Source organism: Nonomuraea sp. H19 (assembly GCF_052068215.1).
GTDB lineage: Bacteria > Actinomycetota > Actinomycetes > Streptosporangiales > Streptosporangiaceae > Nonomuraea.
Window position 1 is genome coordinate 465,983 of sequence record NZ_JBQHCV010000004.1, and the last position, 14,835, is coordinate 480,817.

12 protein-coding genes are annotated in these 14,835 nt (G+C 68.2%); 10 read left to right on the forward strand and 2 right to left on the reverse strand.

All coding sequences use genetic code 11. From position 1 onward, the window contains the following. The first annotated feature begins 290 nt into the window (after positions 1 to 290). From ACTMTI_RS11540 to ACTMTI_RS11550, 3 genes are read left to right on the forward strand one after another with little or no spacing between them, the layout of a single operon-like run. The gene (locus ACTMTI_RS11540) at positions 291 to 1,724 is read left to right on the forward strand and encodes a hypothetical protein (protein WP_441120244.1); all 1,434 of its coding nucleotides are present in this window, start codon (positions 291 to 293) and stop codon (positions 1,722 to 1,724) included. Then, positions 1,711 to 2,712, forward strand: coding sequence for a hypothetical protein (locus ACTMTI_RS11545; RefSeq protein WP_441120245.1), 1,002 nt, complete (start codon positions 1,711 to 1,713; stop codon positions 2,710 to 2,712). Before ACTMTI_RS11540 ends, ACTMTI_RS11545 begins: the two co-directional genes overlap by 14 nt. After that, positions 2,700 to 4,658: a hypothetical protein gene (locus tag ACTMTI_RS11550; protein ID WP_441120246.1), complete on the forward strand. Its 1,959-nt coding sequence runs from the start codon at positions 2,700 to 2,702 to the stop codon at positions 4,656 to 4,658. Before ACTMTI_RS11545 ends, ACTMTI_RS11550 begins: the two co-directional genes overlap by 13 nt. 55 nt (positions 4,659 to 4,713) lie before the next feature. Here ACTMTI_RS11550 and ACTMTI_RS11555 read toward each other — a convergent pair whose 3' ends face one another. Then, on the reverse strand, positions 4,714 to 5,220 hold the full coding sequence (locus ACTMTI_RS11555) for an Lrp/AsnC family transcriptional regulator (protein ID WP_441120247.1): 507 nt from the start codon (positions 5,218 to 5,220) through the stop codon (positions 4,714 to 4,716). Between the two features lie 200 nt (positions 5,221 to 5,420). On the opposite strand from ACTMTI_RS11555, the gene ACTMTI_RS11560 reads away from it, so the two are divergent. From ACTMTI_RS11560 to ACTMTI_RS11590, 7 genes are all read left to right on the forward strand, one after another. Next, positions 5,421 to 6,854, forward strand: coding sequence for a gamma-aminobutyraldehyde dehydrogenase (locus tag ACTMTI_RS11560; protein WP_441120248.1), 1,434 nt, complete (start codon positions 5,421 to 5,423; stop codon positions 6,852 to 6,854). A gap of 6 nt (positions 6,855 to 6,860) precedes the next feature. After that, a complete protein-coding gene (locus tag ACTMTI_RS11565; RefSeq protein WP_441120249.1) occupies positions 6,861 to 7,922 on the forward strand; it encodes an ABC transporter ATP-binding protein in 1,062 nt (353 codons plus the stop codon). Positions 7,923 to 7,931: 9 nt separating this feature from the next. After that, on the forward strand, positions 7,932 to 9,137 hold the full coding sequence (locus tag ACTMTI_RS11570; RefSeq protein WP_441120250.1) for an ABC transporter substrate-binding protein: 1,206 nt from the start codon (positions 7,932 to 7,934) through the stop codon (positions 9,135 to 9,137). Positions 9,138 to 9,140: 3 nt separating this feature from the next. After that, positions 9,141 to 9,992, forward strand: coding sequence for an ABC transporter permease (locus ACTMTI_RS11575; protein WP_441120251.1), 852 nt, complete (start codon positions 9,141 to 9,143; stop codon positions 9,990 to 9,992). After that, on the forward strand, positions 9,989 to 10,801 hold the full coding sequence (locus ACTMTI_RS11580; RefSeq protein ID WP_441120252.1) for an ABC transporter permease: 813 nt from the start codon (positions 9,989 to 9,991) through the stop codon (positions 10,799 to 10,801). Before ACTMTI_RS11575 ends, ACTMTI_RS11580 begins: the two co-directional genes overlap by 4 nt. 22 nt (positions 10,802 to 10,823) lie before the next feature. Beyond that, the gene (locus ACTMTI_RS11585) at positions 10,824 to 12,218 is read left to right on the forward strand and encodes an NAD(P)/FAD-dependent oxidoreductase (RefSeq protein ID WP_441120253.1); all 1,395 of its coding nucleotides are present in this window, start codon (positions 10,824 to 10,826) and stop codon (positions 12,216 to 12,218) included. Positions 12,219 to 12,363: 145 nt separating this feature from the next. Further along, the gene (locus ACTMTI_RS11590) at positions 12,364 to 13,275 is read left to right on the forward strand and encodes a serine hydrolase (RefSeq protein ID WP_441120254.1); all 912 of its coding nucleotides are present in this window, start codon (positions 12,364 to 12,366) and stop codon (positions 13,273 to 13,275) included. A 51-nt stretch (positions 13,276 to 13,326) separates the two neighbouring features. On the opposite strand, the gene ACTMTI_RS11595 is transcribed toward ACTMTI_RS11590, so the two are convergent. Next, positions 13,327 to 14,829: an MFS transporter gene (locus ACTMTI_RS11595; RefSeq protein ID WP_441120255.1), complete on the reverse strand. Its 1,503-nt coding sequence runs from the start codon at positions 14,827 to 14,829 to the stop codon at positions 13,327 to 13,329. Positions 14,830 to 14,835: the final 6 nt, after the last annotated feature.

The window sequence follows — 14,835 nt, forward strand, 5'->3', positions numbered from 1 at the left end:
CGCCGCTCCGGGACCAAGGGACAAGGCGCGGTACGCCCTACCCAGTGAGTAATCCACTGACTACCATAAACAATCGGCAATCCTGATTTATAACAAGACGATAGATCTCAACTCGCGGAAGCTGGCGTATGGCGGCCCCGCCACGGACGGCTGTCTCAAGGGCTAGCGGCGCTCGCAATCACCAAGAAACGGACAAAATATTGTGAATCCCCCCTTATGTCACATACTCCGTCAAGAGTGTCAAAGAAGGATTAGCAGCGAATAAAGCCAGAAACGGGGCGGGGAGATTTTTGAACCATTTCGCGGAGGGCGAGTGGCGTGGCGAACTCGCCGATCTGATCGTCTCGTTCAGGGAACGGCTGGCCGTGGTGGAGATCGACGCCGCCGGAATACGGGTCTTCGAAGTCCGCGTCGACGGGGTCGGCACGCCCCACCACATGCGCAGGGCCGCCGCCAAATGGTCCACCTTGACCTCCTCCGGCGAAGAAGTCTTCGACGTGGTGCTCCGGGTCGCCCGCGATCTGATCTCCGCCGATGAGGAGGACCCGGTGGTGGTGTTGCGCTCGGCCGAAGGGCACGAGCAGGAGGCGGCCCTGCGCGCGCTGCGGCAGTGGCGCCCATCGGCCCATGTCATCGAGGTGTCCGGGGTCAAGGTCGGGGAAGTGCTCCGTGAGCTGGTCGCCGGCGCTCCCCTGCGCCAGGCGTACGACCTGATCGTGGTCCGGGAGCGCGCGGACGACGGCAGGCTGGAACTGGTGGGACAGCGGCTCTTCGGTCCTGGTGCGAAGCCCGGGGAGGACGCCCATGTGACCGTGACGTGCACCGATGCGGGCGGTATGCTGCTCGCGGTCTCCGCCTGGGTCGGGCCGCTCCAGCCTTCTGAGCTGCTTTCGGTCGACCACGTGCCGCTCTCACCCGGACGACATGTGCTGCGGGCGGTGTTGGAGCGGCCCGGCCTCGTCCGTTTCCCCGGGATCCCCGGCCTCCAGCCGGACACGAGTCCATGGGCGGAAGTGGTGGCCACGCTGCCGGCGCGGCTGCAATCCACACGTCGGCCCGCGCACCTGGTGTGCGCCATCGAGACGGCGGGGACCGCGAAGGAGTTCGAGGCCCGCAGCCACTGGGCCGGCTACCTCATCGACCTTCTCGCCGAGCGCGGCCTCGATCTCAAGCAGCTCCAGGTGTCCGTCGTGGGATACGGCACCCACGTGTACGGCACCCGGCACGCGGACCGCACCCAACCGACCTTGGCCGCATGGTCCGCCTCCACAGCCCAAGCGCGAGCCGCCTTGGAGTCCTTGCAGCCCACTGCGCCGACCTACCCGAACGCCGCCCAGCTCGAAGACGTCCTCGCGGAGGTGAGCACCCGGCTGCTCCCGCAGCCGGACGATAGGCGGACGGCACTGCTCATCATCGGGGCGCGGCCTCCGCATCCCCCTAGGTCCGGCCTCGACCGCGTGCCCCCGTGCCCTCGGCGGTACGACTGGCTCGCGCTGCTGAGTGACATGGAACAGCGCCACGACCTGAGAAGCGCGGTCATCTGCGACAGGCCGCCCGCCACCCCCTCGTCCCCCTGGCATCGGCTCGGCTCGGCCGCGCTGTGCCAGGTGGACGCGGTGAACGTGGACGAACTCGTCATCCGGCTCGGCCTGGTGACACCGGCTGCCGCCGCGCTCTGCCTTCCCTTCGTCTCCCAGAATGAGGACATCGGTGGTCGACACTGACTCCGCCCCCGGCGATCCTGAGCGCGATCGCGAGCCCGACATCGCGATGTGGGGGGCTTCGGGCAGCGGCAAGACCGCCTTTCTGGCGGCGCTGAGCATCGCGCTGAACAAGGCCCGCGACGCGGGCTGGAGACTCATCGGGGAGAACCCGGTGTCCCGGGCGGAACTGGCGAAGTTGCGCACGACGCTGCTGCACGCGCGCACGTTCCCGGCTCCGACCGAGGCCCTCACCCACTACAACTGGTTGATCATCGGCCCGGCGGAGGCGCCGCGCAGACGATGGTGGTGGCCGTGGAAGACGCACACGGTGAAGGCGCCGAAGATAAAGCTCGACTTCCTGGACCTACGCGGGGACCTGTACGCCGAGTCCGAGTCGAATATCGACAAAAAGGCCCTGGTCGACAGCCTGGTCAAGAGCCGCGGGCTGATTTACATGTTCGACCCGGACCGGGAGGGCCGGGTGGGCGACGCCTTCAAGCATCTGGACGCCGCACTGCACGAGGTCGCCGGTCGGATGCTCGTCGACGACGTGTATGAGGACGGCAAATTGCCCCACTACATCGCGGTATGCGTCACCAAGTACGACGACCCGAGGGTGCTGAGAGCCGCGATGGAAGCAGGGTACGCAGAGCGGGATCCTTCCGACGAGCTGCGCATTCCCCGTGTACCCGAGGACCGGGTCCGCGATTTCTTCCGGCTGTTGTGCCGGGATGCCCAGGACCACAATGCGGAGATGATCCTCGACCTGATCGACGCGTTCTTCCACAAGGACCGCATCAGATATTTCGTGACCTCGGCGGTGGGCCTGTTCATCGATGAGGACCTCGGCCGCTTCGACCCCGACGATTCCCTGAACGTCATCGACAACCCGAACGGCGGGCTGACGATCCGGGGGGCCGTTCGCCCCATGAATGTCATGGAGCCCGTGATCTGGCTCGGCCGCATGCTCCGGCCCGGCGCGATGAGGAGCGGACGATGGGAAGCCTGACCGCCCACTGGGCGATCCTCGGCAAGACGCCGGAGAGCCTGGACGACTACAGCGTGATCGGCTGCAGCGAGGGTGCGATCACCAACGCGGAGTTCGGCATGTGGCTCAAGGCGTTCACCTCCGGCACCATGGAGCCGAAGGCGCTTCCCCGGGTGGCGACCAACTACTTCGCCGCCGGCCCCGACGGCGAATCCTGGCTGGGGCTGTCCCTGCAGACCGAGCCGGATGCCCAGGACGGGTTCCAACGTCCCTATGCGATGACGTACTACGTCTGCGTGCGCTGGGCGGACGCCGCCTCCGAGTCGACCAGGGTGTCGTACCGGGCCCTGTACGAGGCGCTGATGAAGGGCAATTTCTCCGGCGACGCGCCCTTCCGGCTCTCCCTCGCGGCGTACGACGAGGGCCATCTCGCCGGCGAGGTGAACAGCACGGCACGGCGGGCGGCGGCGCTCCTGCTCACCGGGCGGCCCGTCTGCGTCGTGCGGGCCGGCCATCTCTCCCTGGACCGGCGGCTGGACTTCCTGGACGCCGTGGCGGCGCTGCTCCCTTACGGGTTCCGCCACACGCTTGCGGCCTCCACCTGGACCAACAGCGCCTCCCGGCACCGGATCCGCCTCTCCTTCGCCGAGGTGCCGCCCACCCAGGGGACGTGGGAGCTGCCCTGGGAGGCCGGCGACCCGGCGGGGTCGCTCCCGCCCCAGGCGCTGTTCTACGAAAGGGAACTGGAGCGCTATCAGGGTGATGACCTTTGCGAGCTGATGAGGTGGCTCGCCACCTTGGCCGAACCGCGGGACTTCGATGACGCCTTCCACCGTGCCGCGGCGTTCAGACTTCTGCACGGCCGTAGCTATCCTGGGATCCCGGCTCCGGCCGTGCAGGACACCGCCGCCGTCGTGAGCCCGCCGAAACCCTCGGTGGAGCACCTGCTGCACCAGTGCCGTGAGAGCATCGCGAACGCCGAGGAGCAGCGGCTCGGCCTCCTCAACGCACAGCTGGCGCAGAGGGCTCGCGATCGTGTGGCGGACCACGACCGTAAGACCTACCGCGTGTTCATCAGAGCGAACCCCATCCGCCTGCCCGAGCGGCTTGCCGATTCGACCGTCGTGCGGGACTTCTTCGAAATCCTGCTACGGCTGTTGTACGAGTCGCCGATGCACGCGGCCGACGTCGAGGAGATGCTGGTCGATCTGCGTGGATCGGTCCGGCCGGAACCCGACCTCCCGCCGGCGCTGCTCGCGGCAATGAGCCGGATCCTGCCCACCAGCGCTCCCTCGGGCAAGCTGCTCATCGCGAACCTGCAGGGCGGCGAGCAACTGCACAGGATCCTCGACAGCATGTCGGAGGACGAATTGCTCCGCGTCGCCGTCCAGTCCCGCAACCGCAAGGTCCTGGACATCGTCCTATCCGAGGCGGAGCGCCGTGCCGTGCCCACCGATCCGCGGGCCATGGAGGCCGTCAAGTACGCGCTGACCCGACATCGCTACCTCATCGAGGCGATCAGCTCCATCTGCGCCGCTGAGGAGAGCATCAGCTGCTACCAGGATGTGCTCTGGGTGAGCCATCGCCGGCAGCTCACCTCGGCCGACATAGAAGAGATCCTCGCGGACCTGGACCACCCTCCCCAGACGTTCCTGCTCGCGATCGTGGCCGAGAGCGCACCCGGAACGGCATCGACCCTGTTCTACACGTTGGCGGGCGGCGCGGTGCGCGGATTGGGCCTGGCCGGCAGGCCCGTCGCCGACAGGATCAAGGCCGGTCTCGACCGGATGACCGCCCCCGAGGACGACGGCAGTGGCCGGAACCGGAAGACGTCCACGCGCCGGCGCTTCCAGAGACTCGGTCCCACCCTGGGAAGGCTGAAACCGGTTTCCGCTCTCGGGAAGCTCCTCATCGGCGCGTCGGTCATCATCGTCATCGCGGTCCTCGCCGTGCGGCTGTGGCTGTGACGCGGAGCGCCGGCCGGGTCATCACGCCCACGATCGATCACGACCGTGAGACGGGTCAGCGGGTGCCCCAGGAGTACGTCTGCTTGCGCAGCTTCAGATACACGAACGACTCCGTGGTCCGTACGGAGGGAATATTACGGATCTTGCTGAGGATCTCCAGCAAGTGCCCGTCGCCCTCGCACACCACCTCGACGAGCACGTCGAACGAGCCCGCCGTGAGCACCACGTAGTCGATCTCGTCGATGGCCGCCAGCTGGTCGGCCACCGAGTCCAGATCGCCCTCGCAGTTGACCCCGATCATCGCCTGCCGGGGGAAGCCGAGCATGAGGGGATCGGTGACCGCGACGATCTGCATGACGCCGGCGTCCTGCAGGCGCTGCACCCGCTGGCGCACCGCGGCCTCGGACAGGCCCACCGCCTTCCCGATGGCCGCGTACGGCATGCGCCCGTCGTGCTGGAGCTGTTCGATGATCTGTTTGGACAGATCGTCGAGCACGAAGGACCCATGGTTGGCGGCCCCATGGTTGGCGTTGTTGCGGCGTGCCCGCGGCGGCGTCGTCATCGAGAGGATTCCTCCTAGCGGTCCGGCATTTCGGGGGCGTTCCCGCCGGGTTGCCGTCCTGGTGCGACATGTTGTCAGTTCTTGGCAGTCTGTCAAGCGAATTCGTAGCAATTTGATATCTTCACCACGAAATCCCTTGTCCGGATGCTTCCACTCTGTAAGAGTCGCGGCATCTCAGCCACCTCACGAGGAGGTCAACCTTGACCACCCCTCTACAGAACTTCATCAACGGTGAGTTCGTGGACGCCAAGAGCGGTCGATTCTCCGACATCGTCGACCCATGCACGGGCGAAGCCTACATACAGGCTCCCGTGTCGGGCCCCGAGGACGTCGACGCCGCCTTCGCCGCCGCGGCCGCCGCATTCGACTCGTGGGGCAGCACCACCCCGGGCGAGCGGGCCAGCCTGCTGCTCAAGGTCGCCGACGCGATCGACGCGCGGGCCGATGAGATCAACGAGGCCGAGTGCCGCAACACCGGTAAGCCGCGCGCCCGCATGGCTGAGGACGAGACGCCGATCGCCGCCGACCACTTCCGCTTCTTCGCGGGCGCCGCACGCACGCTGGAGGGTCCGACGGCCGGCGAGTTCCTCGCCGAGCACACCAGCGTCATCAGGCACGAGCCGATCGGCGTGATCGGGCAGGTCACGCCGTGGAACTACCCGATGATGATGGCGGTGTGGAAGATCGCCCCCGCTCTGGCGGCCGGCAACACGGTCGTGCTCAAGCCGTCCGACACCACCCCGGTCTCCACGCTCAAGCTCGCCGAGATCATCGGTTCGGTGCTGCCCGCGGGCGTCTTCAACGTCGTCACCGGCGACCGTGAGACCGGCGCCCTCGTGGTGGGCCACCCGACGGCCTCCATGGTCGCGATCACCGGCTCGGTCGGCGCCGGCATGTCGGTCGCCAAGAGCGCCGCCGACGACCTCAAGCGGGTGCACCTGGAGCTCGGCGGCAAGGCGCCGGTCGTGGTGTTCGAGGACGTCAAGGACCTGCGCAAGGCCGCCGCCGACATCGCGACCGCCGGCCTCTACAACGCCGGCCAGGACTGCACCGCCGCCTGCCGGGTGCTGGTCCAGGAGAGCGTCCACGACGAGTTCGTGGCCGCGCTGACCGAGGCCGCCGCCGGCACCGTGACCGGCGGCCTGGACAACGAGGACGCGCTGTACGGGCCGCTCAACAACGAGAACCAGCTCGCCAGGGTGCAGGGCTTCATCGACCGGGTCCCCGCGCACGCGAAGGTCCTCACCGGCGGGCAGCGGGTCGGCGACAAGGGTTACTTCTTCGCGCCGACGGTGGTGGACGGGCTCAGGCAGGACGACGAGATGGTGCAGAACGAGGTCTTCGGCCCCGTGATCACCGTCCAGACGTTCACCGACGAGGCCGACGCGCTGGCCAAGGCCAACGACGTCCGATACGGCCTGAGCGGCTCGGTCTGGACCTCCGACCACGGCCGCGCGATGCGCATGTCCAACCGGCTCGACTTCGGCGTGGTCTGGGTCAACACCCATATCCCGTTCGTGTCGGAGATGCCGCACGGCGGCTTCAAGCACTCCGGGTACGGCAAGGACCTGTCGGTGTTCGGCCTGCACGACTACACCCGCGTCAAGCACGTCATGCACTACATCGGTGAATAGCACGCGATGACCAGTGCCATCGAGCTTGAGGACGTCGCCAAGGAATACCTTTCGCACGGCGAGGTCGTCCAGGCCGTCAAGGGAGTCTCGCTGGACATCGCCGAGGGGGAGTTCTTCTCCCTCCTCGGCCCGTCCGGCTGCGGCAAGACCACGACCATGCGGATGATCGCCGGCTTCGAGGCCCCGTCGAAGGGCCTGGTGAAGCTGCACGGTCAAGACGTCACGAACGTCCCGCCGAACAAGCGCGACGTCAACATGGTCTTCCAGTCCTACGCGCTCTTCCCGCACATGAGCGTCTGGGACAACGTGGCGTTCGGGCTGAAGCAGCGCAAGACGCCACAGGACGAGATCAGGCGGCGGGTCGGCGAGATGCTGGAGATCGTCGACCTCACCGGCAGGGAGAAGCGCCGGCCGCGGGAGATGTCCGGCGGCCAGCAGCAGCGCGTCGCGCTGGCCAGGGCCCTGGTCAACCGGCCGCGGGCGCTGCTGCTCGACGAGCCGCTCGGCGCGCTCGACCTCAAGCTGCGCCAGGCCATGCAGATCGAGCTCAAGCGCATCCAGCGCGAGGTCGGCATCACGTTCGTGTACGTCACGCACGACCAGAACGAGGCGCTGACCATGAGCGACCGGATCGCCGTGATGAACGACGGTCTGGTCGAACAGCTCGCCGGGCCGCGCGAGATCTACGAGCGGCCCGCGACCGCCTTCGTGGCGGGTTTCATCGGCACCTCCAACCTGCTCACGGGCACCGCGACCGGCGGCACGCTGAAGGTCAGCGGGGGGCGGGTGATGGTGCCGGACCAGGACGGCGACGTGACGGTCACCGTCCGGCCGGAGAAGATCACGATCGGCACGGACGAGCCCGAGCCTGGGCTGAGCGCCGTCCGCGGCACCGTCGCCGAGGTGGTCTACCTCGGCACTTACAACAGCTATGCCGTGAGTCTCGCTGACGGGGCCGAGATCACGGTGTTTCAGCAAAACGCGCATGACGCGACGGCCACGGCGGAGCGGGGCGACTCCGTATGGCTGTCCTGGCAGGCGCAGCACTCGTACGTGATTGGAAGTTGATAGCACCTCATGGACCCCCGCCTGCACCTCCCGCGCACTCGTCGTGACTTCTTCAGGATCACCGGGCTCTCGGCCACCGGACTCGCCCTGGCCGCCTGTGGCGTACAGGGCCAGAAGGCCGCGCCGCCCAAGGCTGACGCCGTTCAGGACTTCTGGTCCAAGCAGACCAAGCACGGCAAGGTCGTCTTCGCCAACTGGCCCGAGTACATGCCCGAGGACAAGGCTCCGCTGGAGAAGTTCAAGCAGGCCACCGGCATCTCGTACGAGTACAAAGAGGTCATCCAGGAGAACGCCGAGTTCTTCGGCAAGGTCGACCCCGTGCTTCGCGCCGGGCAGCCGCTGGGCTACGACATCGTGGTCATGACCAACGGCATCCAGCTCCAGCACATGATCGAGCTGGGCTACTGCGTGCCGCTCGACCACTCCAAGCTGCCGAACTTCCAGGCCAACGCCGGCCAGAAGTACAAGGAACGCGCCTACGACCCGGGCAGCCAGTACACCGTTCCGTACACCTCGGGCGTGACCGGCATCGCGTACAACACCAAGTACGTCAAGGAAGACATCACCAGCATCGAGTCGCTGTTCGATCCCAAGTACAAGGGGCGGGTCGGCATGATGTCCGACGCCCAGGAGATCGGCAACTTCGGCATGTTCGCGCTGGGCATCGACCCGGAGAAGTCGACCGAGGCGGACTGGCGCAAGGCCGGGGAGAAGCTGAAGGCGCAGCGCGACGCCGGAATCGTCCGGAAATATTACGACCAGAGCTATATCGATGCCGTGTCCAAGGGCGACGTCTGGCTGACCATGGCCTGGTCCGGCGACGTCTTCCAGCGCCAGCTCGCCGGCGAGCCCGTCAAGTTCGTGGTGCCCGAGGAGGGCGGCACGATCTGGACCGACAACATGCTCATCCCCAAGGGCGCGGCCAACCCGCTGGACGCGCTCATGCTCATGGACTACCTCTACCAGCCCGCCGTGGCCGCCGAACTGGACGAGTTCATCCAGTACGTCACCCCGGTCCCGGCCGTGCAGGACCTGCTCAGGGAGAAGGCCAAGACGGCCAAGGGAGAGGACAAGAAGGCTCTGGAGGACATGGTCGGCAGCCCGCTCATGTTCCCGGCCGAGGCCGACTACGCCAAGCTGCGCAGCTACACCAAGCTGACCACCCAGCAGGAGCAGGTCTTCAACCCGATCTTCCAGTCCATCACCCAGGCGTAACCGATGCGGCGGCTCACCCCCTACCTGCTGGCGCTGCCGAGCTGGATGTGGCTGGCGATCTTCCTGGTCGTGCCCCTGGTGGCGATGGCGTCGGTGTCGCTGCAGACCGGCAACGCGATCGACGGCTTCGCCATGACGTTCAGCGTCTCCAACTACGGCGACGCGATCGGCAGATACAGCACCCAGTTGCTCCGCTCGCTGCTCTACGGCGGGCTGGCGACCGCGGCCATGCTGGTGATCGGGTACCCGGTGGCGTACTGGATCGCCTTCAAGGGCGGCCGGCGCAAGTCGATGTACCTGTTCCTGCTGCTGCTGCCGTTCTTCGTGTCGTTCGTGCTGCGGACGATCTCGTGGAACTTCCTGCTGTCGGACAACGGCATCCTGTTCGGCACGCTGAAGGGCTGGGGGCTGCTGCCCGAGGACTTCCACGTGCTGGCCACGACGGTCGCCGTGGTGGGCGGGCTGACCTACAACTTCCTGCCGTTCATGATCCTGCCGATCTACGTGGCGCTGGAGCGGGTGGACCCGCGGGTGGTGGAGGCGGCGCAGGACCTGTACGCCACCCGTGCGGGGGCCTTCCGCCGGGTCGTGCTGCCGCTGTCGCTGCCCGGGGTGTTCGCCGGGGTGCTGATGACGTTCGTGCCCGCCACGGCGGACCCGATCAACGCAGCCATCCTCGGCGGCACCTCCAACACGATGATCGGCAACATCATCCAGACCGAATACCTGACGAACCTCAACTACCCGATCGCCTCCGCGCTGTCGTTCACGCTGATGGCGGTGCTGCTCGTGGGGATCTTCATCTACGCCAGGGCGCTCGGCACCGAGAACGTCCTCGAGGCGGCGGCCCGATGAGGAGCGGTGAGCGACCAAGGGGCCCGCGGGGGACCAGGCTCGGGGACCGGCTGCTCCACGTCTACACCTGGCTGATCATCGTCTGGCTGTCGTCGCCGATCGCCGTGATGATCCTGTTCGGGTTCAACGACAAGAAGAGCAAGTCCAACACCAGCTGGCAGGGCTTCACCCTCAGGTGGTACGCCGAGCTCTTCGACATCTCCGACCTGACCGTGGCGCTGCGCAACTCGCTGGTCATCGCCGCGGTCAGCACGCTCATCACGGTCGTGATCGGCACCATGCTGGGGCTGGCGCTCGGCCGGCACCGCTTCCGCGGGAAGGGGGTCACGAACTTCCTGGTCTTCGCCGCGATCTCGACGCCCGAGCTGGTCATGGGCGCGTCGCTGCTGTCGCTGTTCGTCTCCGGGAACGTGCCGCGCGACGCGAACACGATCATCGTCTCGCACGTGCTGTTCTCCCTGTCCTTCGTGGTCGTCACGGTGCGGGCGCGGGTGGTCACGCTCGACCCGTCGCTGGAGGAGGCGGCCAGGGACCTCGGCGCCTCGGCCTGGGGGACGTTCCGGCAGGTCACGCTGCCGTCGATCATGCCCGGCGTGCTGGCCGGGGCGATGCTGTCGTTCGCGCTGTCCATCGACGACTACGTGGTCACGAGCTTCGTCAACGGTTCGACCATCACCTTCCCGCTGTGGATCGTCGGTGCGGTGAAGACGGGAATCCCGCCGCAGGTCAACGTCATGGGTACGCTGATCTTCGGCATTGGGGTGCTGATCGCGATCGGAAACGCGGTCGCGGCGCGGCGCCGTACCTGACTCTTGTAGGGAAGTGGGATTTGTGGATCCGCTGAAGGCTCTTGCTGATGCGGAGCGCAAGCCGTACTGGCTGGACAGCCCGGCCAGTCCCGAGCCGCGACCGCGGCTCATCGGAAACACCTCCGCCGACCTGGTCGTCGTCGGCGGGGGCTTCTCGGGGCTGTGGACCGCCCTGATGGCCAAGGAACGCGACCCCTCGCTGGACGTGGTCCTGCTCGAAGGGCGCAGGATCGGCTGGGCGGCCACCGGCCGCAACGGCGGGTTCTGCATGGCGACCCTCACCCACGGCCTGGCCAACGGGCTGGAGCGGTGGCCGGCCGAGATCGACCGGCTGGAACACATGGGCGTGGAGAACCTCGACGAGATCGAGCGCACGCTGGAGCGCTACGGCATCGACTGCTCGTTCGAGCGCACCGGAGAGCTGCACGTGGCCACCGAGCCGTGGCAGCTCGACGGGCTCCACGAGCACCTGGACCTGATCTCCGAGCTGGGGCTCGACTACCTGCCCCTCGACCGGGAGCAGGTACGCGCCGAGATCGACTCACCGACCTACCTGGGCGGGCTCTGGGAGCGCAGCGGCTGCGCCATGCTCGACCCGGCGCGGCTGGCGTGGGGGCTGCGGGAGGCGTGCCTGGGGCTCGGCGTACGCCTCCACGAGCGCAGCCCGGTCCGCTCGCTGAGCGACGACGGCACCCGGATCGAGCTGCGGACGCCGCACGGCGCCGTCGCCGCCCGCCACGTGGCGCTGGGCACCGGGGTGTTCCCGCCGCTGCTGCGCAGGCTCAAGCACTTCGTGGTCCCGGTGTACGACTACGTGCTCATGACCGAGCCGCTGACCGGCGCGCAGCTCGCCGAGGTGGGCTGGCGCAACCGGCAGGGCGTCGGCGACTCCGCCAACCGCTTCCACTACTACCGGCTGACCGACGACAACCGGATCCTGTGGGGCGGCTACGACGCCGTCTACTACAACGGGGGCCTGGTCAAGCCGGAGTACGACCAGCGCGACGAGACGTTCGGCACGCTCGCGCGGCACTTCTACGACACGTTCCCGCAGCTCGCCGAGGTGCGCTTCACGCATCAGTGGGGCGGCGTGATCGACACCTGCAGCCGGTTCAGCGCCTTCTACGGGCAGGCGCACGGCGGGCGGCTGGTCTACGCCCTCGGCTACACCGGCATGGGCGTGGGGGCCACCCGATTCGGCGCGAACGTCATGCTGGATCTGCTGTCGGGCGAGCGGACGGAGCGGACCGAGCTGCGGATGGTGCAGGAGAAGCCGCTCCCGTTCCCGCCCGAGCCGGTGCGGTCGGGGGTCATCCAGCTCACCCGCTGGTCGATCGCCCAGGCCGACCAGCACCAGGGCAAGCGCAACCTGTGGCTGCGCGCGCTCGACCGGATGGGGCTGGGCTTCGACTCCTGACGCCACGGCGAGACCGGGCTTCGGCTCCTGACGCAGGGCAAGGCGGGGCTGAAGCTCTGACCAGGATTGCGCCTGGTGCGATGGGCAGGACCGCCGGGCTGGGCATGATCCTGGAAACCCCCGACGAGACCACGGGGGTTGACGCGTGCGTGCGAGATGGCCGGCGGCATGGATCGGGCTGGCGCTCGCGGCGGGGTGCGGGACCGAGCGGGCGCCGGTCCTGCCCGCCGCGGTGGAGGCCCCTCCCAAGGTGGCGCGATGTGTCCTGAAATTTCGTGACAAGCGGGCTGGGGTCGCCGCCCGGGCCCGCCTACAACGCGACCTCTCTCAATACGTGAGCCGACGCCCCGGGCGGCTCGTCTACGGGGCGCTGGACCTGGTCAGCGGGGTTGTGCTGGGGCAGGGCGAGCATCAGCACGACATGATCACCGCCAGCGGTGCCAAGGTGGACATCCTCGCGGCGCTGCTGCTCCGCCGTACCGGCGGGCTGGACGCGGGTGACCGCCATCTGGCCGCCCGCATGATCAAGGAGAGCGACAACCGCGCCGCGGACGCGCTGTGGTCGCGGGTCGGCGGGGGCGGCGCCATGAGCGACTTCTACCGGCGGATGGGGATGAAGGAGACCACGCCGGGGCCGGGCATCTACTGGGGCGGCACCATCACCAGCCCCGCCGACCGCATCCGCCTGCTGAAGGTGCTGGTCCGCGGTGGGAAGGGACTGAGTCCGGGCGATCGGCGGCTGGTGCTCGGACTGATGGGGCAGGTGATGCGGGATCAGGCGTGGGGCGTCAGTGCCGCCGCCCGCCCGGGGGACCGGGTGGCGCTCAAGAACGGCTGGACGCCACGGCCGTTCATCCACAACACGTGGGCGGTGACCAGCTATGGGCGTATCGCCGGTCCCGGTCGTGATCTGCTGCTGTCGGTCCAGACCGACCGGCAGCCGAGTGAGGGAACGGGCATCACGTCCATCGAAGGCGTCGCCCGCCTGATCGGCACCCGCCTCCACGCCCTCACCGGGACCGCCACCCGCCGCTGCCCCACCAATCCCAGCATCTGACCACCCGCCCACGCCGGCGTGGGACGCATCGGGTGTGCGTGGGCGTTGCGGTCACCGGACCAGGACCTCCTCCGGGATCTCCTTCGGCACGCCGCGCAGTCCGGCCAGTGCGAGCAGCGCGATCAGCGCCAGCAGTGCCGCTGTCACGTACGAGGTGGCGTGGATGCCCTCGATGAAGGCCGCCTGCGCCGCCCGTAGGAGCGGCCCGGCCTGCTCGGCGGGCAGCGCCGAGGCGACGCCCACCGCCCCGGCGATCGACTCCGCGGCGGCGTCACCGGGCACCCCGGCCGGCAGCACCAGGTTGGCGCGGTAGGCACTGTTCAGCACGGTGCCCAGGATCGCGATGCCGAGCGCACCGCCGAGCTCGAACGCCGTCTCCGACACCGCGGCCGCCGCCCCCGCGCGCTCGCGGGGCGCCGTGGCCAGCACGTTGTCGTTGTTGACGGTGAAGGTGAACCCGATGCCGATGCCGCCGATCACCATGGCGGGCAGCAGAGTGAGGTAGTTCAGCTCGAACCCGAGCGTGGTGTAGTAGAGGAACGCCCCGGCGTTCATGGCCAGGCCAAGCGCCACCACGCCGTTCCTGCCGATGTAATGGATCAGCTTGGCGGCCAGGATCCCGCCGATCGCGCCGCTCAGGCCGCCGGGCAGCTGCGCGAGCCCCGCCTGGAGCGGCGACCAGCCGAGCACGAGCTGCAGATACCAGGCGAACATCAGCATCATGGCGGACATCGCGAAGATCGCCAGCAGGTTCGTCAGGACGGACGCGCTGAACGCGCGGCGCCGGAAGAGCCGCACGTCGATCAGCGGCTCCGCGAGCCGTGTCTGCCGCCACCCGAACAGGCCCAGCAGCGCCACTCCGGCCACGCCCGCGACCAGCACGTCGGCGTGCTCGACGCCCTGGTGTGCGGCCTCCTTGATCGCGTAGACGACCGTCACCACCCCGGCGAACGACAGGGCGACGCTGGCCAGGTCGGGCCGGCCCGCGTGCGGGTTGCGCGACTCGGGCAGCACGAGGACGCCGCCTATCAGCACCAGCAGCATGATCGGCACGTTGATCAGGAAGACGGAGCCCCACCAGAAGTGGTCGAGCAGCAGGCCGCCGACGACGGGCCCGACGGCGTATCCGGCGGCGCTCATGCCGCTCCAGATGCCGACGGCCGCGGTCCGCTCGCCGGGCTCGGTGAAGACGTTCCGGATGATCGACAGAGTGGACGGCATGATCGTGGCGCCCGCCACGCCCAGCAGCGCCCTGGCCGCGATCAGCAGCTCGGCGTTGGGCGCGTACGCCGTCACGGCCGAGGCGGCGCCGAACGCGACCGCGCCGATCAGCAGCAGGCGCTTGCGGCCGATACGGTCCCCGAGATTGCCCATGGTGATGAGCAGACCGGCCAGCGCGAAGCCGTATATGTCGCCGATCCACAGAAATTGCGTGGCGCTCGCGCCGAGGTCGGTCACCAGCTGGGGCAGGGCCAGGTGCAGGACGGTCAGGTCGAGTGAGAGCAGCAGGGTGGCCAGGCAGGCGATGGCCAGACAGGACCATTTGTTCTTCATGGCGCC

Excerpts from the sequence above, each read along its gene's own strand:
- ACTMTI_RS11575 (WP_441120251.1), top strand. The coding sequence starts at position 9,141 with ATGCGGCGGCTCACCCCCTACCTGCTGGCGCTGCCGAGCTGGATGTGG.
- ACTMTI_RS11565 (WP_441120249.1), top strand. The coding sequence starts at position 6,861 with ATGACCAGTGCCATCGAGCTTGAGGACGTCGCCAAGGAATACCTTTCG.
- ACTMTI_RS11550 (WP_441120246.1), top strand. The coding sequence starts at position 2,700 with ATGGGAAGCCTGACCGCCCACTGGGCGATCCTCGGCAAGACGCCGGAG.
- ACTMTI_RS11595 (WP_441120255.1), bottom strand. The coding sequence starts at position 14,829 with ATGAAGAACAAATGGTCCTGTCTGGCCATCGCCTGCCTGGCCACCCTG.
- ACTMTI_RS11580 (WP_441120252.1), top strand. The coding sequence starts at position 9,989 with ATGAGGAGCGGTGAGCGACCAAGGGGCCCGCGGGGGACCAGGCTCGGG.
- ACTMTI_RS11555 (WP_441120247.1), bottom strand. The coding sequence starts at position 5,220 with ATGACGACGCCGCCGCGGGCACGCCGCAACAACGCCAACCATGGGGCC.
- ACTMTI_RS11570 (WP_441120250.1), top strand. The coding sequence starts at position 7,932 with ATGGACCCCCGCCTGCACCTCCCGCGCACTCGTCGTGACTTCTTCAGG.